This is a genomic window from Nonomuraea coxensis DSM 45129 (genome assembly GCF_019397265.1).
Lineage (GTDB): Bacteria > Actinomycetota > Actinomycetes > Streptosporangiales > Streptosporangiaceae > Nonomuraea > Nonomuraea coxensis.
In genome coordinates this window covers 4,419,351-4,439,269 of the sequence record NZ_CP068985.1, presented here as the reverse complement: position 1 = coordinate 4,439,269, position 19,919 = coordinate 4,419,351, and the positions used below count along the sequence as shown (strand labels likewise).

The following is a 19,919-nucleotide window of genomic DNA, read 5'->3' as shown; positions in this document are numbered from 1 at the left end:
GCAGGCGGCACGAGCCGGCCGTCGCTGCGGGAGGTCAGAGTGCTCCGACGGTCAGGGCGATGCCGCCCAGCAGTGACGCGCCCAGGACGGCGCTGCGCAGCGCCGCGACCGGCAGCCGGGGCGCCAGCAGCATCCCGGAGGCCGTGCCGGCGGCCAGTGCGAGGAGCTCCGGCGCTCCGGGCAGCACGATGCCGAGCACCAGGGCCGTCGCGGTGTTGTGCAGAATGAAGAAGGCGTGCAGATTGCCCCGCGTGGTCGCCGGTTCCCAGCCCGCGTTGGCCGCGTACAGGCCGATCGGCGGGCCGCCGACCCCGCCGACCACGTTGAGCAGCGCGCTGGCGGCGCCGGTGGCCACGGCCCCCTCGGGACGGCGCAGCCGGCTCCAGCGCACCCCGCTCGCCAGGACGCACACCGCGATGATCACGCCGGCGCCCGCGGCCAGCGCCAGCCAGCGGGTGTCCACCCCGCGCAGCGCCAGCGCGGCCAGTGGAGTGCACGCGAGCGCGGGCACCAGCAGCCGGGCCACCTCGCCCGGCCTGGCGTGGCGGCCGTCGCGGAGCAGCGGCACGACGGAGGAGAGCACGGCGAGCGCCACGGTCGCGGCCACCCCGTCGCGCGGCCCCAGGTGGAGCACCATCACCGGCGCCGCCAGCAGCGAGAAGCCCATGCCGGTGGCAGCCTGCGCGAGCGCACCGAGCAGCACACCGGCGAGCGCCAGCAGGTGCTCGCCGGTGAGGAGATCCGGGGTCATGGGCCTGCCGGCCGGTCGAGGGCGTAACGGCGCTGGAACCACACAGCCGCCGCCATCAGCACGGCGGGCACCACGGTGAAGCCCGCGAGCAGCGCGGTGAGGGCGGAGTCCGGCTGCGCCACCCCGTGCCCGCCGGCCGTGGACACGAACCCGCCGGCGGCCAGGACGGCGGAGTACAGGTAGGGGCCGATGGCGGTGCCCGTCGCCTCGGTGGCGGTCCACACTCCGGTGTAGGCGCCCGCGCGGGCGGTACCGCGCGCCTCGGCGGCGGCGACGGCGTCCGGGACCATCGAGAAAGCGAACAGTTGCAGCCCGGCGAAGGCGGTGCCGAGCGCCACGACCACGGCGACGGTCGCCGCGACTCCGAGCAGCTCGCCCAGCAGCAGCACGAGGGATCCGGCGATGAACACGCCCTGCGACAGCAGCAGCCCGCGCTGCTTGCCGATGCGCCGTGACACCCGCAGCCACAGGGGCCCGGCGACCATGGCCGGGCCGAGGAAAGCGCCCATGAACACGGCCGTGAGCCCGCCGTCCGCGAAGACGTACTCGGTGTAGAAGGGCAGCGCGGCGAGGAAGAGGTGGGTGGTGGTGCCGGTGAACAGGTAGGACAGCACCAGTGCCCGGAAGTCGCGGTCGCGCCACGCGATCCGGACGTCGCCGAGGGCGGTGTGGGCGCGCCCGTCGGGAAGCCGGAAGCCGCAGTTGCCCACGAGCCGCCGGACGCCCGCCAGGGCGACGAGGCACGACACGACCATGGCGACGGCGAGCAGCAGAGCCATGCGGGAGTAGTCGCCACGGCCGCCTGACGCCACCAGGGCGGGTGCCGCGACGCCGGCGCCGAGCAGCCCCGACGTCAGGAAGAGCATCCGGAACATGAAGATGCGGGTGCGCTCGTGGTAGCCGACCCGCAGGTCCGACGGCGTCGTCAGGTACGGCACCTGGAAGCAGGCGAAGAGCAGGTTGCCGGCGATGAACCAGCCGCCGACCCACAGCGCGGCGGCCGGCCCGGACAGCCCGGCCGGGACCGAGAACATCGCGGCCATGGCCACGCCCAGCAGCAGGCCCCAGCGGAGCAGGCCGCCCCGGTGCCCGCTGCGGCGCGCCTGCCGGTCGGAGAGCGTGCCGAGCAGCGGATGCACGACCACGTCGACGATCTTCGGCAGGAGCAGGGTGAGGCCGGCCAGGAACGGCGGGACGCCGAGCGTGTGGGTGAGGAAGTAGAGCAGGAGCAGCCCCGGGACGGTGACCCACACGCCCATCCCGATCGAGCCGGTCGAGTAGGTCACGAGGTCGGCGGCCCGCGCGCGAGGCGCCGGCGCCGGCTCCGCGGTGGGCCGGGGAGCCGGTGTGCCCGGCATCGTGCTCACGGCTTTCGCGCGTGGCGCGCGACGACGCCGGCGGCCAGCTCGGCCCCGTCGAACGCGCCGGAACGGACGCGGCCGGACAGGGTACGGGCGATGATCCGGTCGGTGACCGAGGGCAGGTGCCGCGCCAGGAACAGCTCGACGGCGCCACGTCGGGTGGTCGCCAGGTCGCGCCGCGCGCGGCCCAGGGCGGCCCGCAGCACCGCGTCGACCACGCCCTCCAGCGGCTCGTAGCTGCTCATGCCCTCCAGGGACAGTCCCGCGGCGGCGGTCGAGTCGTGGATGGGGCTGCGTACCGCCGACGGGTAGACGCAGGTGACGGTGACGTGGGTGCCGATCTCCAGGCGCAGCGCGTCGGCGTACGCGACGAGCGCTCGTTTCGAGGCGCCGTACGCGGCCGCGAGGGGGAGCTGCATGACGGCCATCCGCGAGGAGAGCATGACGACCCTGCCGCGGGACTGGACGAGCGCGTCCACGCAGGCGGCGGTGACGCGCCAGGCGCCGAGCAGGTTGATGTCGAGCTGGCGGCGCACCTCGGCGCCGGGCGGCAGCTCGGCCGGGGCCGGCCCGCCGATGCCGGCGTTGTTGATCAGCAGGTCGAGGCCGCCGAGTTTCGCGATCGCGGCGGCCACGGCGTCGGGAACGCCGGCGTCGTCGGTGATGTCGCAGGCCAGGACCTCGACCGGGTCATCGGCGCGCGGGGCCAGGTCCAGTCCGATGACGTGGGCGCCGAGCCCGGCCAGGCGGGCGCTGATCGCCCGGCCGAACGTGCCGGACGCGCCGGTGACGATGACGCGCAGGCCGCGAGCGTCACGGCGGCGGCCGGGCAGGTGGCCGGGGGAGGTTCGGGACGTGCTCACGCGGGGGTCTCCTCACGGCGGGCAGGGGTGAACGGCCGGGCTCCCCGCAGCAGCCGGACGCGGCCGGCCTTCATCTCGCGGGGCAGGCCGGCGACATAGCGGTCGAAGTCGATCCGCATGACGGGACGCCGGTCGCCGCCCCACCGCTCGGTCGCGGCGCGCAGGGCGCGGGCGACGGCGCGCCGCTGCTCCAGGGGGGCGGGCAGGGCGTAGCGGCCGGACAGGTGGGCGGCGACCAGCTTGGCCTGGGCCTCGACGACGGGCAGGGCGGCGCCTGTGGACTGCATGAGCCCCACGAAGGCCAGGCTCGGGTCCTCCAGGTGGAAGACCCGCTGGTACAGCGGCAGGCGCTCCGCGTCGTCGCCGATCCAGCGGGAGGTCAGGAAGGGGATGGTCACACGGTAGCCGGTGGCCCAGACGATCACGTCGACGGGGTCGGACGTGCCGCCGGTGAAGACGACGCGGTCGCCGTCGAGGCGGTCGATGCCGGGCCGTGCGGTCACCTCGCCGTGGGTGAGGCGGTGCAGGATGGTGTCGCTGATCGTGGGATGGTTCTGGAAGAGGCCGCCGGAGGGGGCCGGCAGGCCGTAGCTCTGCGGGGTGCCGACGGCCAGCCGGAGGAGCGTCTCGGCGATGCGCTGGCGCACCCGCCACGGCAGCGCCGCCATGGCGGCGCCGGTGGCGTCCGCGGGCCGGCCGAACAGGTACTTCGGCACGATGTGCACGCCGTGGCGGGCCGAGAGCAGGACCGGGCCGCGGGCGACGTTCGAGGCGTCGACGGCGATGTCCATGGCGGAGTTGCCCATGCCCACCACCAGCACCCGGCGGTCCCGGAAGATCTCGGGGGTGCGGTAGTCGTGGGCGTGCAGCTGGGTGCCGCCGAACGTGCCGGGGTAGCCGGGCTCGGGCATCCGGGGATCCCAGTTGTGGCCGTTGGCGACCACGACCGCGTCGTAACGGCCGGTCTCTCCGGACTCGGTCGTCACGACCCAAGGGAGGGGTCCTGTGCCCTCGCGCTCCACGTGCCTCACCGTGCTGCCGAATCGCAGGTGCGGGGTCAGGCCGAAGGTCTTCGCGTAGTCGGCGAGGTAGCCGGCCACGTGGTCGGCCGACGGGTAGTCCGGCCACTCGGCGGGCATCGGGAAGTCGGCGAACTCGGTGCGGCCCTTGCTGGTGTTGAGGTGCAGGGAGGCATAGGCGGGTGACAGGCCACTGCTGTTGTCGCGGGCCCACAGTCCGCCGGGCCGATCGCCCTTCTCGTACGTGACGACGTCGAGGCCGGCGTCGAGCAGGGCCTTGGTGGTGGCGAGTCCGGCCGCTCCGGCGCCGATCACGGCGACCCGGCACGAGGGGGTCATGGGTGGGGTTCTCCTGGAAAACTCGGCTGCGTCAGAGGGCGTGGCGAGCGGAGGGCTACGACTCGCCGTGACGGTGGAACCGCCGCGTCATCGCGTGTCCGGTGCCGCCGGCGGAGCGCGACGACTTGCTCTCACGGAGGGTTGTTGTGGTGGCCTCCAAGGCTAGGGCTTGATCAGAGGCCGGACCATGGTGCTCCTCACGGTTTTGCCGCCCCGGGTTGTGAGGGATCACAACCTCAGGGCAGGATCGCGGGGTGAACTCTCGCGACGACTGGACCCCTGTGGTCGACCTCATCGAACGGGTCGTCGGCGACGCCGACCTGATGTCGTCGGTCGTGGCCGGCGTGCGCACGATGGTGCGGGAGGTCGCCGCCCTGCCGTCGGCCGACATCGCCGGGCACACCCGCGCGCTGCTCGTCGCGGCGACCCGGGCGCTGGCGGCCAGGCGCGGCCCGACGGAGGCGGAGCTGTCGTTCGTGGAGGAGCTGGCCGTGACGCGGGCCCGGCAGGGCGTGCCCGTCGAGGCGGTGCTGGGGGCCATCCACGTGGCCGAGCGGGCCATCTGGTCGCGGGCCCGGGAGGTGGCGGGCGCGGCCGGGGTCGGCGCCGAACGCCTGCTGGACGCGCGGGAGCTGTACGACGACTGGGCGGAGGCCGTACGGGCCAGGCTGATCGCCGCCCACCATGCCACGAAGGCCGGGCAGGGCCCGCGAACGCGGGATCGGGAGGCCGCCATCCTGCGGCGGCTGCTCGACGGGGGTTCGGCGGGCGCGCTGGCCGCCGCCGAGGCGGGACTGCCCGTCGCGGGCGGGCTGTGGGTGCTGGCCGCCCGGCCGGGCGAGGCCGTCGCCGGGCTGGAGCGTTCGCTGCGTGATCAACCCCCGGTCCTGTGCGCGGTCGTGGACGGGCTGCTGGTCGGGGTGCTCGGCCGGGCGCCGTCGAGCCGTGTCGCCAGGGCCGGGGTGGTGGCCGGGCTCGCCGGTCCCGCCGAGCCCGAGGAAGTGGCCGCCGTACGGCATCTCGCGGTCGCCGCGCTGAACGCAGCCGAGTCGGCGGGCCTGGCCGGAGTCGTCCATGTCGCCCGCGTGCCGGCGCTCGCCGCGGTCGTCGGCCGGGCCGACCTGGCCGCGGTGCTGCTCGACCACCACCGGCCGGCGTGGACGGCGCTCGGCGCGCGGGCCGAGCCCGTGGCCCGTGCGGTGTGCGCCTGGCTGGAGGCCGATCGGGACGTGGACCTGGCGGCCGAGAGGCTGTTCGTGCATCCCAACACGGTGCGCAACCGGCTGCAGCGCTTCGCCGAGGTCACCGGGATCGACCCGTCCGCCACGTTCGGCGGGGTGGACGCCTGGTGGCTGTGCCACTCCTGGCTGGCCCAGACCTGACTCTCGCGAGTGGAGCGGCCCGGTCGGCAACACGGCGGCTCCTACGCCCGCCGTTCCGTCCTGCCGATCTCGCCGCTGACGAATGGCGCCAGGGAACGAGAAGCGACCATGGAAGGAGAGCCCGCCTTAGTTGCGGCGAAAAGCTCGATCAGCAATTTCGGCGAGGTCCGCGTGCACGCCCCCTGCCTGGTCTCGGCTCTAGGCGCTCGCATCTGCCGCGACCATTATCGAGGCATGGCGAATCTCTCTGTGACGGCGTGCTCCTTGCCTGAGCTCGCTGTGGACGTCGGCTGTGAAGAAATCTTCTGACGCTCCTGGAGCCGATCACAACCCGCTCGCGGACGACGTCGCGCTGTTCGACATGTACATGCACGCGCTGACGGAGGTGTTGGGGAAGGACGAGATCCGCAGTGCGCTGGACGAAATCGGCGTGTCCACCAACCAGCTGCGTCACATTCTCGTCTCCGACGCCAGGCAGGTCCTTGCTCTCGCACCAGAGGAGTTCGCGGCCTACGAGGCCGCGAGAACGTCGACGGTGGACGACGGTGACCTCGATTCAGTGATGCGATGGGCAGGTCGGACGCTGCTGGTCTTGGGAGCGGCTCTCATCGCGGGCGGCCTTGCCACGGTCTGGTGGTGGTCATGGGGATGGATCTTGTTCTGGGCCGGCGGCACGACCTTGGTCGCGGCCGGCGTGGCCTTCGGCGTTCTGCGGTTGCGACGCCTGCGACTCGGGCGACGCGTCTTCCAAGGCGACCTGGCACCGGGCGCCGGCAGCGAGCGCGACGCGCTGATCAAGCGGCTGGCCCGGTACGAACTTCTGGGGCAGGTGCGGACGAGGATCAACCTCCTTCGGGCGTACCGCTTCGACAGGGCGTTCGGCGTCACCAGCAGTCCGGGGCTGAGCGAAATCCACGACAGCCTCTACGAGGTCCCCACCCGCGCCGCCGTCGAAGTCGACAGCCTGATCACCAACGTGACGGGCATCAGCCTGGGGATCGCCGGACCGCGCGGATCGGGCAAGTCCACCATCATCGCTCACTACTGCGGGACACCTCCTCGCGAACAGGAGCGGCTCAAGGCCCGGAACGTCCCGCTGACGGAGTCGCCGCCGGCGACTTCGCTCGCAGATGTGCGCTGTCTCGTGCTGGCGCCGGTCGACTACGCCGCCCGCGACTTCGTCCTGCATCTGTTCACTGTGTTCTGCCGACGTGTCATCTCCGTCTTCGGCCCGGTCGCGCGGCAGCGGCCGTGGCAGCGATGGCTGATCGTGCCCTCCTCGATGGCGGCCGTCGCCTCTGCCGCGGCCCCGCGTGTCATCGTGATCGTTCTCGCGGTCGCCGCCCTGCTGCTCGTCGCGCTGAACCCGTGGACGATCGGCGTCGCCGTGCTGGTCGGATCGATCTGCGCCGTTCGGTTCGCCTACGGAGTGGGCCGTCTTGTCCGACGGGCAGGAGTCGCCCCCCGAACCTTCGCTCACCAAGCCAGGTCGCTCCTGCGGGACGCCCAGCGGAACCTGGTCAGGGTCCGGCACTTGCAGTCGCACAGCACCGGTTGGTCGGGGGCGCTGCGGCTGCCGGTGGGGGCGGAGGGGCAGCTGTCAGGCGGCGTGACCCGAGCGGAGCAGCCGCTCAGCCACCCGGAAGTGGTGGAGGAGTTCCGCGGATTCGCCCGCCGGGTGTCTGCCCTGGTGCATGCGTACGGCGGTCGCGTCTTCGTCGGTGTGGACGAGCTGGACAAGATCGGCTCCGCGGAACAGGCCGAACGGTTCCTCAATGAGCTCAAAGGGGTGCTGGGCATCCCACACGTCTACTTCTTGGTGTCGGTCTCCGACGATGCTCTCGTGTCCTTCGAACGGCGCGGCATCCCCTTGAGGGACGCGTTCGACAGCTCCTTCGACGAGATCGTCCGGGTCGGCAGGCTCACCTACCCCGAAAGCCGCAGACTCCTCTACCGCCGGGTCATCGGGCTGAGCGAGCCGTACATCGGGTTGTGCCATGTGTTGTCGGGCGGAATCGCCAGGGACCTGATCAGGGCCGCCAGGCGAGTCGTACAGATCGGCACCGCCCTGGCCGCCCGCCCCGCAGGCCTCGTCTCATGGGACGAGACCGTCCTGGAGGCCGATCGGTTCGTGGTGATGGCGCAGGAGGAGACGCCCCCTGTTCCCGTTGAGCTCGTCACCGTGTCCGCCGCCATCGTTCAAGAGGAGATCTCCCGCAAGGCTCTGGCGTTCACGCACGCGCTGGCCGACGTGCGCGCGACCGGGGACTTCGCCTTTCAACAGATCCTGTACGACGCCCGCATGGCGGGGTCGCCCAAGGACCTCATGGACGCATTGTTACGTCCATGCGACGGCGAACCCCCGGAGATGACGCGGCTGCACGTGGATTACGCGGCCTACGTCTACTTCTGCCTGACCGTGGGCGAGGTGTTCAACGCCTCCTTGGACGACAACCGCCTGGAACGCTGCACGGGGACACCGGCCTGGGAGGGCGGCTTCGACGCGCTGGCAGCGGCGCGAGCCGCATTCGTCACGGACTCCCGCATCGCCTGGCGCGCGATCAGCGGCATCCGCCGAGCTTGGCAGCTCGACGTGAAGGACCTCACCATGTAGATGATCGATTCCAGGGGTGGAGTTCGGTTAGCCGGCTGCGGACATGAAACGAGGGCGTCCAAGATCCGTTTGTGACCCCTCGCTCAGCACTGTACGCGAAGATCGACGATCAACTGATCGCTCATCGTCGCCGGAGATCATTCCTGTGTTGGTGACCACGGCGATGCCGTACTGGCTCGTGGGCAGGAGCATCTGTGCGGAGTTGTGGGTGAGCAGCCAGCCGGCGTGCCGGAGTCGGGTGCTCCATCGGCGGTCTTCCCGGTGTGCCAGCCCATGCTTGGCCAGATCGTCGGCGTGGTGACCACGCCGACGCCATTGCGGCAGGCCGTCGCGCAGGCGGGGAGTGTCAGCTCGGATAACCCTTTGTCGGCGGGATCGATGTCTTCCTAGGCTCTCGCGGGTGAACCGTACTGTCATCATCGGCGACATCCATGGCTGCTTCGACGAACTGCTCGAACTGCTCGAGAAGGTGGACCTGCGCCCGGACGACCTGCTGGTCAGCGTCGGCGATGTGGTCGACCGCGGTCCAGCGCCCGGCGAGGTGGTCACGTTTTTCCGGGAGCGTCCGAACTCGGTGGTGGTCATGGGCAACCACGAGCGTAAACACGTGCGTGGGATCTTCTCCTTCTCGCAAGAGATCACGCGCCTGCAGTTGGGCGAGCGCTACCCCGAGACGGTCGAGTGGATGCGGACGCTGCCGTACTACTTCGAGAACGAGCATGTCCGTGTCGTCCACGCCGCGGTGGTATCCGGAGTTCCGCTGGCCGACCAGAAAGAGGAGATCCTCTGCGGTTCTACCAGCGGCGAACGAGAGCTCACCGCGCTGTTTCCGGACAGCCACTGGTACGACCACTACGCTGACGCCAAGCCGGTCGTGTTCGGCCATCATGTCACCGGCCGCGAGCCGATGATCCGTGACGGCAGAATCTTCGGCCTCGATACCGGTGCCTGTCACGGCTGGAACCTGACCGCGCTGTGCGTACCGGGATTCACGGTGCACTCGGTGGAGGCGCACGCGGATCATTGGTCGATCACCAAGCGTCAGTGGCAACTGCCCGTCCTGAAAACCAAGCCTTGGCACGACTTCACCTGGTCACAGCTGGCTGCGGCGGCCGCGCGGGTCTCCCCGGCGTCCGACGCCGCCACACGGAGCTGGCTCGAAGCGGTCGAAAAGTGGGCCGCGGATCTGCGGTCGTCGTTTCCCGCCTTGGTCGAGGCAGCGCATCGCCTCGCCGATGAGCTCAGCGCGAACGAGCTGCGACAGCATCCCGCCGCGCCATACCTGTTCCAAGCCCGTGACGGCCGGCTCGACCAAACCAGCCTGGAAAGGCAGTGCCCAACACCTCGCAGGACGATCGACCTGGCCGCGGCGCTGGGGCTGGTTGTGCCCAAGATGCCTGATTGACCCGGAAGCCGAGAGGGAGCTCATCAACGCCGGTGTCTTCATCGAGGCCGCCCGCCGCGCCTGAGCTGCCGGCGTGGGCCATCCAGAAAGGTCCGGCCGCGGCTGGACCGCCGCGTGATGCTGTGCGTCCTCATGGCGGTGCCGACCGTGGCCGACGTGCCGGCCGCGGTGGCGGCGTCCTACTGGGTCAGGCTGATCTCCAGGGTGCTGGCCGGCCTCACCATCGGCGGTTTCTGGTCGATGAGGGCCGGGCTGGCCGGCCGCCTGATGCCGCCGTACGCCGTCGGCACGGCTACCGCTGCGATCTTCTCCGCCGTGCCGCTGGGCTCCGTGCTCGGCGCACCGGCCGGCACCTTCGCCGTCCTGCTGGCGTACGGCATCGCCGGAATCGCGGGCAACTTCCTGGCCGGCAGGGCCACCGCCCCACGCCTGCGCGCCGCTCCCGTCACCTGCGGTTGCCTGATCGCGGCCACCACCCTGCTGCTGCCCCCGGCAGGTCGCGCGCCGATCACCGCCCGGCCGTCGCCGCGGTGGCCGCCCCCAACCACCTGATCAGCGGCTACCAGACGCTCCGGAAGGCGGGGCGCGAGCCGTACCTGACCATCGGGTCCTGGCAGCACTGGGACGCCGAGTTGTCGCTGACCGCCCTGCGGGAGAGCATCACCTGGCTGCGCGCCCACCTGCTGGGGGATCGGCGCGAGCTGCGGGAGGCGCCGGTGCGGATCTACGTCAGAGGCGCGGACGAGTGGCGTGACCTGCCGGTCTACCCGCCCGCCGAGGCACAGCCGCAGCGCCTCAACCTCCACCCGAACGGCGGCCTGTCCGGCGACCTGCCGGCGGAGTCCGCGCCCGACCGCTACCGCTATGACCCCGCAGACCCGACCCCGGCCATCGCCGCAATGTCCCGCATGATCGGCATCCCGCGCAAGACCGGCGAGGGCGTCCTGGCCGGACGTGAGGACGTCGTCACCTACACCGGCGCGCCACTGCCGGCCGACCTGGAGGTCATCGGCATCCCCACCGCCGAGCTGCACGTGACCTCCAGCCTCGCGCACACCGACTTCTACGTACGGATCAGCGACGTGGCGCCCACGGGCACGATCACGCACGTGTCGGACGCGCTGCGGCGGTTCGCCGCCGACCGGCCGATCGACGAGATGGTCGGGATCGAACTGGCGCCCGTCGCCCACCGGTTCAAGCGCGGGCACCGTGTCCGGGTGCAGATCGCGAGCGGGGCCTGTCCACGCTGGGACCGTAACCCCGGCACCGGTGAGCCGCCTGCCGCCGGGAGCGCGATGCGCGTGGCCGACCAGCGGATCCACCACTCTCCCGCCCGGCCGTCCGCCGTCATCCTGCCGGCCACCTGACCCGGGTCATGCTCGTGCGCGCATCGTGTCCTCAGCCTGGAAGGCGCCAGGTGCAGAGGCCTTTGATGCAGAGCTCGGTGGTCGTCCTGCGGGGGTCCGGCGCCTTGATCGATACTTTGCCGCCCCACCGGCTGTAGTGGGTGTCGACGTGAAGGGTCTTGCCCACCAGTTCGTCGAGGCCGCGGGAGAACGTGAACATGCTCTGCACCCTGCCGACCAGGCCGGAGGAGGTCAGCGTGAGGGTGTAGGTGAGCCTCGTGTCCCGATCCCAGCCGACGTGGGAAGAGTGCTCAGCCCAGCGGGAGGCATGCTCGAGCTCCTTGAAGGTGACCGTGCCGGTGACGGTGTCCCCGCTTCGCCGCCCGTTCTTCAGGAGGACGGCCAGGGTCGTGGGCTCCGCCGGATTGACGAGCTGCTCGTCGTAGCCGAGCAGGCCGGTGTGCCAGAGGTGCATCTGGTGGGAATCCTTCCACCAGGTCTTGCCCTTCTTCAGCCACTTCCTGACGAGACCGCCGGACTGGTAGCCGGTGCCGCCGATGTCGTGGTTGAAGCCGATGACACGTTCGCGACCGTACTCACCCCCGGTGGTGGTGACGTCCAGGGCCTTGACACCACCCTGGGCGTCGAACTCGAAGATGCCCTTGCGCCGGCGTTCCGCCCGTTCGTCTGCGCCCTCCAGAAGGGTGGCCGTCTCGGTGAAGTGCACGCCGTGACCGACCGCCAGGACGGCTTTCAGCGCCTGGACGGGATCCATGGTCGCTGCTTGCGCGGGCGCGGCGCCGGCCAGCAGAGCGGCACAGACCGCCAAGGTCGCGAGCGTCTCCCTCATGGTGCTTGATCCTGCCGTGGGCGGATCACGTCCGGGACACGGGCGCGGTGCGACCGTCGAAGGATCGGACGGAGGTCTGAGGACGACCTCGTGTCATGTCCAGCGGTGCCGCAGGTGTTGTTCCCTCATCGGACGGCGTGGACGATTCGCGCGTCCGGCCCAGGAAAGACGAGGGTCTCGTGGTCGTCGTCCAGCCACCGGACCAGATAGGGCGGAGAGCCGTCCGCGTGCCCCACCTCCACGATGACCCCCACCCGGCGGTGCTCGCTGTCGCGTGTGCTCTCCACGATCAGCCGATCACCCTTTGCTGCCTTCATCTCGATCCCCTCATGTCGTGTTCTGTGAAGTGACGTCCGGCGGCTTCTACCCCTCCGGACGCGTCTCTCCCGCGGGGGCCGAAAACCGCTACGGAAAGGGCCCTTGGCCCTATGACCTGCGAACATTTGCTTCCGCGGCGAGCCATGACGCTACGGTGGGATGGAAGGGGGATCGCTGAAGGAGGTCTTGGTGATGAAGGCCAAACAGTGGAGCGTACAGATCTACCTCGCCGAGGACGGCGACAACACGAAGGCACGAGCGGTGCTGACCAGCAGGGACGGTTCAGGTCTGACGGGCATCGGACGCGCCCGCCGCAACCCGTCCGATCCCTCCGTACCGGAGATCGGTGACGAACTGGCGGCGTCGCGAGCGCTGGCGGATCTCGCCGGCAAGCTGGCTACCGCTACGCAACGTGACATCGAGCAGGCTGCCGGTTCGCCTGTGTGAGACCGCCGGCTTCGACGGAGCACCGGGCCTGTTCCGCGCGGCGTGTCCGCCGGGCGGAGCAGGGCCCTAGCCGTGCGCGTGGGTGAGTTCGTAGCCGGCCTCTTCGACGGCGGCGCGTACGTCCTCGGTGTCGAGGCCCTTGTCGCTGGTCACCGAGACCGTGCCGGTGCCGGCGTCCACCGTGACGGCGGTGACGCCGGGGATGTGTTCGAGCTCCTCGGTGACGAAGGTGGCGCAGTGTCCGCAGGTCATGCCGGCGACGGTGTAGCTGGTCCCGGTCATGCCGATGCGCGCCCCGTGTTGCGTGCGGCGGTCGCCGCCTGGTCCGGATCGGCGGCTGGGAGGGTGCGGGTGAGCATGTGCGCTTCGCGCATCCGGCCGTCGGCGGCGAACCGCCCGAAGAAGCCGACCTCGATCGCGAGGTACTTGCCGCGGCGCTGGACGTTCAGGGTGTAGCGGGCGGCGATCCGGTCACCGTCGGCGATGGCCTCGTGCACCTCTGTCCGGTTGCTGGGCCGGGTCTTGCGTATCGGGCGGGTGTGCGCGATGAGCTTGTCGCGGTCCATCCGGTGTCCGTCGGCGACCTGGACGATGTCCGGGGGCCGGGTGATCGAGCGCGGTCGGCAGACCGGAGAGTTCGACGACCGGCTCCCGCTCGGCTGGCTGGTCACCGCCATCGTGAAGCTCGCCCACAGCGCGAGCGAGGAACAACAGGCGGGCCGGATGTCCAGCCAGGAAGCCGAACACGCGCTGCGTACCAGCGTGCTCCGCCTGCTAGGCGCGGCCCGGGAAGAGGATGATGCGTATCGCTCCCGATGAGCGGCAGCCGGCCAGGTGCACCACGATCCTCAGCCCTTGATGAAGCGGCGGGTCATGTATCGGCGCACAGGCGGCAAGGAGGCCAGCCGCAGCGGCAGCAGGCTCAGCCACAGCAGGAACGGGCTGGTGGGGGCGTAGACGCCTTTGACGCGGCGGCCGAGTTTCTGTTTGCGTTCGGCTTCGGGCCGGATGGCGGCCTCCCAGGCGGTCAGCGCGGCGGGGACGTCGCCGGGGCGGGCCGCCAGTTCGGTGCCGAGGCGGTCGGCGCCGCCGACGGCCAGCGAGGAGCCGTACCCGGCGAACAGGGTGACGCACCAGGCGGCGTCGCCGAGCAGGACCACCCGGCCCTTGCTCCAGGACGGCGCGACGACCTGGCTGATGGTGTCGAAGTAGACCGAATCGGCCCGCTCCAGCCCGGCGAGGGCTTCGGGGATGATCCAGCCGAGGTCGCCGTAGACGCGCCGCAGTTCGGTGGTCACGTCCTCGCCGGGGCGGGCGTGGGCGGCGCGGTAGCCGAAGAAGGCGACGTTGCGGCCGTCGGGGATGCTGATGACCGCCGCGGTACGCCCGCGCGACGACAGGGTGCCGGTGGCGCCGGGCGCGATGGTGGCAGGGCGCTTGTCGAGCATGTAGACGGCGACCTTGTGCTCCAGGTCGAGCAGGAAGTCCTCCTCCGGGCCGAACAGCAGGGCGCGGGTGGCCGAGTGCAGGCCGTCGGCGCCGACCAGCAGGTCGCCCTCCTGCGTGCTGCCGTCGGTCAGGCGCACGCGTACGCCGTGCTCGTCCTGGTCGACGGCGGACAGGGTGGTGCCGAAGCGGATCTCGGCATGGCCCTCGACCTTCTCGTACAGGACGGCTTCGAGGTCGCCGCGCAGGATGGTGATCGAGCGCGGCCCGGTGGTGGCGGCGATGGTGGCGCGGTCGAGGGAGAAGCGGCGTTCGCCGTTCGGTTTGTGGTAGACGAGTTCGTCGGTGATGAAGCCCTTCGTGAGCAGGTCGGGCAGGATGCCCATGTGTTCGGCGGCGTCGTAGCCGATGCCGCCGAAGGTGACGGCGTAGCCGCCGCCGCGTCGCTGCGCGGCGCGTTCGACGATGAGGGTGTCCCAGCCGATCTGGTGCAGGCGCAGGGCGGTGGCCAGGCCGGCGATGCCGGCTCCGATGATGATGGCGCGCATGGCAGGTGGTGCTTCCTTATCGGGTGAGCTGGTCGAGCAGCCGCTGTTCCGCGGCGGCGTCCAGCCAGGTGTCGGGGGAGGGCGCGTCGGCGCGGGGCGCCGGGTCGCCTTCGGCCTGCAACCAGGCCCAGGTGTCGGCAAGGGTCTCGCGCAGCGGGCGCGTGGAGAGCCCTTCGGCCAGGACGGCGCTGACGTCGGCGTCGTGCATGCCGGTCGGCACGCTGCCGTCGAGCATGCGCAGCCCGAACTCCATGCCGAGCGGCAGGCCGTGCCGCAGGAGCAGCTCCGGCGGGGCCCACACCAGCTCGGTGGCGAAGCCGGTGACGTCCAGCGCCGTGGTGAGCAGGTCGCCGAGGGTGGTCGCGCCGGGCGGGCCGGTCACGGTGAAGGCGCCGCTGAGGCCGCGTTCGGCCGAGCTCAGCATCCAGGCGGCCAGGTCCCGGACGTCGAGATACTGCAGAGGCGTCCGGGCCGGGGCGGGCGCCAGGACCCGGCCGCCCTTTTCCAGGCGGCGCAGCCACCACGGGATGCGGCCGACGTCCTCGTACGGGCCGAGGATCATCCCCGCCCTGGCCAGCAGCGCGCGCTCGCCGAAGCTCTCCAGTACGGCGAGCTCGCCGCCGCGCTTGGCGGCGGCGTAGTCGGCGTGGTCGCTGCCGCCGGGGTCGCCGTCGACCAGGGGCGCCTGCTCGTCGGCGCCCGCGGGCCAGGGCCAGCGGTGCACGCCGCGGCTGGAGACGTAGCCGTAGTGCCCGGCCCGGCCGGCCAGCAGGCGGGCGGACTCGCGTACCACCCGCGGCGCCCAGGCCCAGGTGTCGATGACCGCGTCCCATTCCTGGCCGTCCAGCGCCCAGCGGACGGCCTCGGGGTCGGTGCGGTCGGCGAGCAGCGCTCGCACCCCGGGAGCGGGGTCGCGGCTGAGGCCGCGGTTGAGCGTGCTCACCTCGTCGCCGCGCTCCAGCGCGGTCTCGACAATGGCGCGGCCGACGTGGTGGGTGCCGCCGAGGACGAGGAGTTTCACGTTGCTCCTGGAGTGATGTGGTCGGGGAGACGCCGTGTCCCGAGGTGCGCAGGCCGCGCCCGCCCGCGGGGTGGTGGGCGTCGCTGGGGATCTGGGGCCGGATGCGGTGGCCGGGGTTCGCAGAGCCGGACGATGTCGTCGCCCACCTCGACCGGGCGGGCAGGCGACGTGGGGGTTGGCCGAGCGCGCGTGCAACCTGCTGAGCAGCAAGGCCATGGCCGGTCGCCTTTCTGCCGACGTCGATGAGAGGTCACGCCGCCGACCAGGCTTCCCGGCACACCATCGAACCTCTCGCGAGGCCGATACGAGGAATATACCGACTTTTCAGAAATTTCTGAAGTCTCGCGAGTTTCGGTATCCTGATGTCCCTCAAGGAGGCGAGCACGTGAACGGCCGGAATGGGCGGTGGCAGGCGGCGGAACGGCTGGCCCTGACGCTGATCGAAGGCGGACTGCGGCGCATGGCCGCGCGCACCCTGGCGGTCTTCCTGTTCACCGACCAGGACAGCGTCACCGCCCGGCAGCCGGCGCGGTGAAGCCGTCGCTGCCCGCGCGCACCGCTCCAGCAGCGCCGGCGGCAGCGCCGAGCGGGGCGATTGGGCAGGCAGCGCCGGGCGGCGCGAGCTCGGCGCGAGCGCGAAGCCGCCCACGAACGGCCGGTGACATGATCTCCACCACCAAGGACTCCACACGTTCTTCTCCGCGCTGAACCGTGGCAGGCTCCTGCCCGCCCGGCTGCCGGCCGAGATGCGCGAGCCGCACCCCGGGAGCGGCACCCTCGTCTACGGTCTGGGGGTGTCCGTGCAGGATCTGGGCCCCGGCTGCGGCACTGTCCTCCCTCACAACGGCAGCACAGCGGGGGCTACGTGTCGGTGATGTACGGCACCCCCGACGGCAGGAAGACGCTGTCCGCCTCGATCACCTACGGGAACGCCGCACCCGATCTGGCGCAGGCGCTCCCGAAGGCGCTGGACGATCTTCTCAAGGAGGTGTTCTGCGGCGGGCAGGCCCCCCGCGAGCTGAGCCTCACTCGACGGGGCGGCAGACGGTGCCGGGGGGAGGCAGGCGCAGGCTCGTCAGGTAGCGGTTGACGTGGCCGACGACGCACGTGACGCCGCTGTTGTAGAGCGCGTGGCCGTCCCCGTCGTGCAGGAGCGCCGCCGAGCCGGGGACGCGCCGTACGATGTCGGCGGCCCCGTCGAAGTCCGTCCGGGAGCCGACGCCGAGGAACGGCGGCAACCCCTGGGCGGGCAGCGGTTCGAACGGGTTGGTGACGGGGCTGGGCCAGCCGACGCAGCCGAGCGGGTGCCACGACTCGATGCCGGAGAGGTTGGGCAGCAGCCGCTCCGCCTTGCGGCGCTGTTCGCGGTACTCCTCGTAGGAGCCGTAGCCCATGCCGTCTGGGCAGTGGGTCATGTTCATGCCGACCGGGGAGGGGACCTTGAGGCTGTACGTGCCCTGCCGGACGTAGCCGGCGAATCCGGAGGCGTCGCCGCCCACGGCGCGTTCGATCGCTTCGGCGAGCTGCGCCCAGCGCGGATGTTCGGGTTTCCGGCCAGGCGCGATGATGCTGGGAGCGGCGGCCTCCTTGAGGTCGAACCCGCTGTAGGCGACCGGCGGCTCCGCCCTGACCGGGATCGGCGAGCGGTCGGCCCGTTCGATCAGCGCCCGCCAGACCTGGCCGACGTCCTGGCCGTGCAGGGCGCAGGCGGTCGTCGCCGCGCACCAGGCGGCGAAGCGCGCGAAGGCCCTCTCGCTGCCGAGCCTGCTCTCCGCGCGGTCCATGGCCGGGCTCGCCGTGCCGTCGAGGACCACCGCGCGGACGCGGGCGGGGAACAGGCGGGCGTAGGTGATGGCAGGGATGCCGCCGTAGGAGGAGCCGATGAAGCTCAGCCGCTCCTCCCCCAGCGCGACGCGGATCGCCTCCATGTCACGGGCCACGGACGCCGAGTCGAGGTGGTCGAAGTACTCCGGGTCGGCGGCGCGGCAGCGCTGCGCGGCCTCCCGGTTGCGGCGGCCCTGCTCGGCGTACTCGGCGGGGCTGCCGGGCAGGGCGATCCACGGCCCGCTGATCAGGCACTCGTACGGCAGCACGCCCTTGTCGACGGTGTTGCGCGGTTCGACGGTGACGATGTCGAAGCGTCCGCGCAGGTCGGAGAAGCTGCCCGCGTACGTGCTCAGGTCCTTGACCCCTGAGCCGCCCGGCCCGCCGGGGACCGCGAACACCGCGCCGATCCGGCGTTCCGCGCCGGTGTGCGGCAGCATGCCGGCGGTCAGGCGGATCTTCCTGCCGGACGGCTTCGACCAGTCCACGGGCACCTCGATCGAGGCGCACCTCATCTCCTTGTCCGCGCAGGCCGTCCAGTCCAGCGGGGACGGGCCGGAGCGCGGCGAGGCGGACGCGGCGGCGGGCACCGCCGCCACCAGGACCGTGGCGGCCACGCCGGCGGCCAGGGCCTTGATCCGGCCGCCTTTCGACGCGATCGCCGTCGCGCCCGCCGTCAGCGCGGCGATCACGTACGCGGCCAGCAGCCCCGCCGCGCCCGCGGGCGGCAGCAGCCCGCCGCCCACCCCCGCGATCTGGAGCGGCAAGTTCTCGATCATGAACGAGCCGGCCCGGGCCCGCAGCGGCGAGGGCAACGTCCTGGCCGCCACCGGCAGCACCACGATGATCACGGTCAGCACGACCAGGGCCCCAGGGGTGGAGCGGACGGCTGCCCCGACGCCCAGCCCGATCAGGGCCAACGCCGCCATCGACAGTCCGGCGGCGCTCACCGAGGCGAGCACGCCCGGCTCCGGCAAGGGCGTGCCCAGCGTCCGGCCGTCACGAAGCACCTGGCCGGCCCGGTCGCCGAGCACCGCCATGGCGGCCGCGTGCATGGCGAAGGCCAGGACCTGACCCGCCACCAGCGTGACCACGGCCAGCGCCGGGATCTTGGCCAGCAACAACACGTGCCGGCGCGGCATGGCCACCAGGCTCGTCCGGATCATCCCGGTGCTGTACTCGGAGGTGATCGCCAGCGCGCCCAGCGTGGCGAACACGAAGTAGGCGACCGCGATCCCGTTGCCGAGGCCGTCGCCGTTGCCGGCGAAGGCCATCCGCTCGTCGGGCGACTGGTGGTCGAACCCGCGGCCGATCATGAACGCCACGCCGGCGCAGGCCAGGACGGCCGCCACCGAGCAGGCCAGCAGGTGGAGGTTCGAGCGGAGCGAGCGCAGCTTGAGCCACTCCGAGGCGATCACATCCGTCATCGGACCGCCTCCCCGGCGCCGGCCCGGTATTCCGTGCTGTCCTCGGTGAGCCGCATGAACGCCTCCTCCAGGGAGGCGCCGCGCGGGGACAGCTCGGACAGCGCCACGCCGCCGCCGAGCGCCAGTGCGCCGATCCTGGCCGCGTCGAGATCGCGTACCGACAGGGCGCCGTCGTCCTCGGCGGTCACCGTCGCGCCGTGCGCGCGCAGAACGGCGGCGAGGCGGGTGGGGTCGGGCGTGCGGACCAGCACGTCGCGCTGGAAGCGGACGGCCAGGGCGCCGACGGGGGCGTCAGCGACCAGCCGGCCCCGTCCGATGACGATGACGTGGTCGGCGGTGAGCGCCATCTCGTTCATCAGGTGGCTGGACAGCAGCACGGTGCGGCCCTCGCCGGCCAGCGAGCGCAGCAGGTCGCGCAGCCAGCGGATGCCCTCCGGGTCGAGACCGTTCAGCGGCTCGTCGAACATCAGCACCCCCGGGTCGCCGAGGAGCGCCGCGCCGATCCCCAGGCGTTGCCGCATGCCCAGCGAGAAGCCGCCGATCCGCTCGCCGGCGACGCCGGTCAGGCCGACCTGGTCGAGCACGGCGGCCACCCGGGCACGGCCGATGCCGTTGCTGCGGGCCAGGCAGGCGAGATGCGCCCGCGCGCTGCGGCCCCCGTGCACCGCCCCGGCGTCGAGCAGCGCTCCCACGGAGCGCATGGGCCTGCGCAGGGACGCGTACGGACGGCCGTTCACCAGGGCCTTGCCCGCGCAGGGAACCTCCAGGCCGAGCACGATGCGCAGGGTGGTGGACTTGCCCGCGCCGTTCGGGCCGAGGAAGCCGGTCACCAGCCCGGGTCTCACGGTGAACGTCAGGTCGTCCACGGCGACCCTGCCGCCGTATCTCATGGTCAGCCCGCTCACTTCGATCACGGTCCGCCCTCCCTTCTTCCGATGACGGCCGCCAGCCTCGCGGC

20 protein-coding genes are annotated in these 19,919 nt (G+C 71.9%); 8 read left to right on the top strand and 12 right to left on the bottom strand.

Annotation, left to right across the window (positions count from 1 at the left end; all coding sequences use genetic code 11):
* Window positions 1-34 precede the first annotated feature (34 nt).
* The 4 genes from Nocox_RS20665 to Nocox_RS20650 are packed head-to-tail and all read right to left on the bottom strand — an operon-like array spanning window position 35 to window position 4,333.
* Entirely contained in the window at window positions 35-751 is a 717-nt protein-coding gene (locus Nocox_RS20665; protein ID WP_020543526.1) for a TSUP family transporter, read from the bottom strand.
* A complete protein-coding gene (locus tag Nocox_RS20660; RefSeq protein WP_020543525.1) occupies window positions 748-2,109 on the bottom strand; it encodes an MFS transporter in 1,362 nt (453 codons plus the stop codon). Before Nocox_RS20660 ends, Nocox_RS20665 begins: the two co-directional genes overlap by 4 nt.
* A gap of 5 nt (window positions 2,110-2,114) precedes the next feature.
* On the bottom strand, window positions 2,115-2,975 hold the full coding sequence (locus tag Nocox_RS20655) for an SDR family NAD(P)-dependent oxidoreductase (protein WP_020543524.1): 861 nt from the start codon (window positions 2,973-2,975) through the stop codon (window positions 2,115-2,117).
* Window positions 2,972-4,333, bottom strand: coding sequence for a flavin-containing monooxygenase (locus Nocox_RS20650; RefSeq protein ID WP_020543523.1), 1,362 nt, complete (start codon window positions 4,331-4,333; stop codon window positions 2,972-2,974). Before Nocox_RS20650 ends, Nocox_RS20655 begins: the two co-directional genes overlap by 4 nt.
* Before the next feature lie 254 nt (window positions 4,334-4,587).
* Here Nocox_RS20650 and Nocox_RS20645 point away from each other — a divergent pair, with 254 nt between their 5' ends.
* From Nocox_RS20645 to Nocox_RS20625, 5 genes are all read left to right on the top strand, one after another.
* The gene (locus tag Nocox_RS20645; protein WP_033409179.1) at window positions 4,588-5,715 is read left to right on the top strand and encodes a helix-turn-helix domain-containing protein; all 1,128 of its coding nucleotides are present in this window, start codon (window positions 4,588-4,590) and stop codon (window positions 5,713-5,715) included.
* Window positions 5,716-6,007: 292 nt separating this feature from the next.
* Window positions 6,008-8,329, top strand: coding sequence for a hypothetical protein (locus Nocox_RS20640; protein WP_020543521.1), 2,322 nt, complete (start codon window positions 6,008-6,010; stop codon window positions 8,327-8,329).
* A gap of 400 nt (window positions 8,330-8,729) precedes the next feature.
* Complete coding sequence (locus tag Nocox_RS20635; protein ID WP_020543520.1) at window positions 8,730-9,734, top strand: metallophosphoesterase family protein; 1,005 nt, start codon at window positions 8,730-8,732, stop codon at window positions 9,732-9,734.
* Window positions 9,735-9,848: 114 nt separating this feature from the next.
* Window positions 9,849-10,286, top strand: coding sequence for a hypothetical protein (locus Nocox_RS20630; RefSeq protein ID WP_020543519.1), 438 nt, complete (start codon window positions 9,849-9,851; stop codon window positions 10,284-10,286).
* Window positions 10,265-11,101, top strand: coding sequence for a CocE/NonD family hydrolase (locus Nocox_RS20625; protein ID WP_020543518.1), 837 nt, complete (start codon window positions 10,265-10,267; stop codon window positions 11,099-11,101). The genes Nocox_RS20630 and Nocox_RS20625 overlap by 22 nt, the downstream gene beginning before the upstream one ends.
* Before the next feature lie 31 nt (window positions 11,102-11,132).
* Here the strand turns inward: Nocox_RS20625 and Nocox_RS20620 are convergent, their stop codons facing one another.
* On the bottom strand, window positions 11,133-11,930 hold the full coding sequence (locus tag Nocox_RS20620) for a hypothetical protein (protein WP_020543517.1): 798 nt from the start codon (window positions 11,928-11,930) through the stop codon (window positions 11,133-11,135).
* A 125-nt stretch (window positions 11,931-12,055) separates the two neighbouring features.
* The gene (locus Nocox_RS20615; RefSeq protein WP_020543516.1) at window positions 12,056-12,247 is read right to left on the bottom strand and encodes a DUF1918 domain-containing protein; all 192 of its coding nucleotides are present in this window, start codon (window positions 12,245-12,247) and stop codon (window positions 12,056-12,058) included.
* 193 nt (window positions 12,248-12,440) lie between these two features.
* Between Nocox_RS20615 and Nocox_RS20610 the strand changes: the two genes are divergently transcribed.
* Entirely contained in the window at window positions 12,441-12,695 is a 255-nt protein-coding gene (locus tag Nocox_RS20610) for a DUF1876 domain-containing protein (RefSeq protein WP_033409213.1), read from the top strand.
* A gap of 66 nt (window positions 12,696-12,761) precedes the next feature.
* Here the strand turns inward: Nocox_RS20610 and Nocox_RS20605 are convergent, their stop codons facing one another.
* Together Nocox_RS20605 and Nocox_RS20600 are read right to left on the bottom strand one after the other, a co-directional pair.
* The gene (locus Nocox_RS20605; RefSeq protein ID WP_020543514.1) at window positions 12,762-12,977 is read right to left on the bottom strand and encodes a heavy-metal-associated domain-containing protein; all 216 of its coding nucleotides are present in this window, start codon (window positions 12,975-12,977) and stop codon (window positions 12,762-12,764) included.
* The gene (locus Nocox_RS20600) at window positions 12,974-13,261 is read right to left on the bottom strand and encodes a nuclear transport factor 2 family protein (protein ID WP_020543513.1); all 288 of its coding nucleotides are present in this window, start codon (window positions 13,259-13,261) and stop codon (window positions 12,974-12,976) included. Before Nocox_RS20600 ends, Nocox_RS20605 begins: the two co-directional genes overlap by 4 nt.
* 40 nt (window positions 13,262-13,301) lie before the next feature.
* Between Nocox_RS20600 and Nocox_RS20595 the strand changes: the two genes are divergently transcribed.
* Window positions 13,302-13,514 carry a hypothetical protein gene (locus Nocox_RS20595; RefSeq protein WP_169577038.1) on the top strand — a complete coding sequence of 71 codons (213 nt, stop codon included), beginning with the start codon at window positions 13,302-13,304 and terminating at the stop codon, window positions 13,512-13,514.
* A 29-nt stretch (window positions 13,515-13,543) separates the two neighbouring features.
* On the opposite strand, the gene Nocox_RS20590 is transcribed toward Nocox_RS20595, so the two are convergent.
* Together Nocox_RS20590 and Nocox_RS20585 are read right to left on the bottom strand one after the other, a co-directional pair.
* Complete coding sequence (locus Nocox_RS20590; RefSeq protein ID WP_020543511.1) at window positions 13,544-14,689, bottom strand: FAD-dependent monooxygenase; 1,146 nt, start codon at window positions 14,687-14,689, stop codon at window positions 13,544-13,546.
* A 16-nt stretch (window positions 14,690-14,705) separates the two neighbouring features.
* The gene (locus Nocox_RS20585; protein WP_020543510.1) at window positions 14,706-15,710 is read right to left on the bottom strand and encodes a Rossmann-fold NAD(P)-binding domain-containing protein; all 1,005 of its coding nucleotides are present in this window, start codon (window positions 15,708-15,710) and stop codon (window positions 14,706-14,708) included.
* A 385-nt stretch (window positions 15,711-16,095) separates the two neighbouring features.
* Here Nocox_RS20585 and Nocox_RS20580 point away from each other — a divergent pair, with 385 nt between their 5' ends.
* A complete protein-coding gene (locus Nocox_RS20580) occupies window positions 16,096-16,245 on the top strand; it encodes a hypothetical protein (protein WP_020543509.1) in 150 nt (49 codons plus the stop codon).
* Between the two features lie 490 nt (window positions 16,246-16,735).
* On the opposite strand, the gene Nocox_RS20575 is transcribed toward Nocox_RS20580, so the two are convergent.
* Both Nocox_RS20575 and Nocox_RS20570 read right to left on the bottom strand, forming a co-directional pair.
* The gene (locus Nocox_RS20575; protein ID WP_033409177.1) at window positions 16,736-18,961 is read right to left on the bottom strand and encodes an alpha/beta fold hydrolase; all 2,226 of its coding nucleotides are present in this window, start codon (window positions 18,959-18,961) and stop codon (window positions 16,736-16,738) included.
* Entirely contained in the window at window positions 18,958-19,875 is a 918-nt protein-coding gene (locus tag Nocox_RS20570) for an ABC transporter ATP-binding protein (protein WP_020543507.1), read from the bottom strand. The genes Nocox_RS20575 and Nocox_RS20570 overlap by 4 nt, the downstream gene beginning before the upstream one ends.
* Window positions 19,876-19,919: the final 44 nt, after the last annotated feature.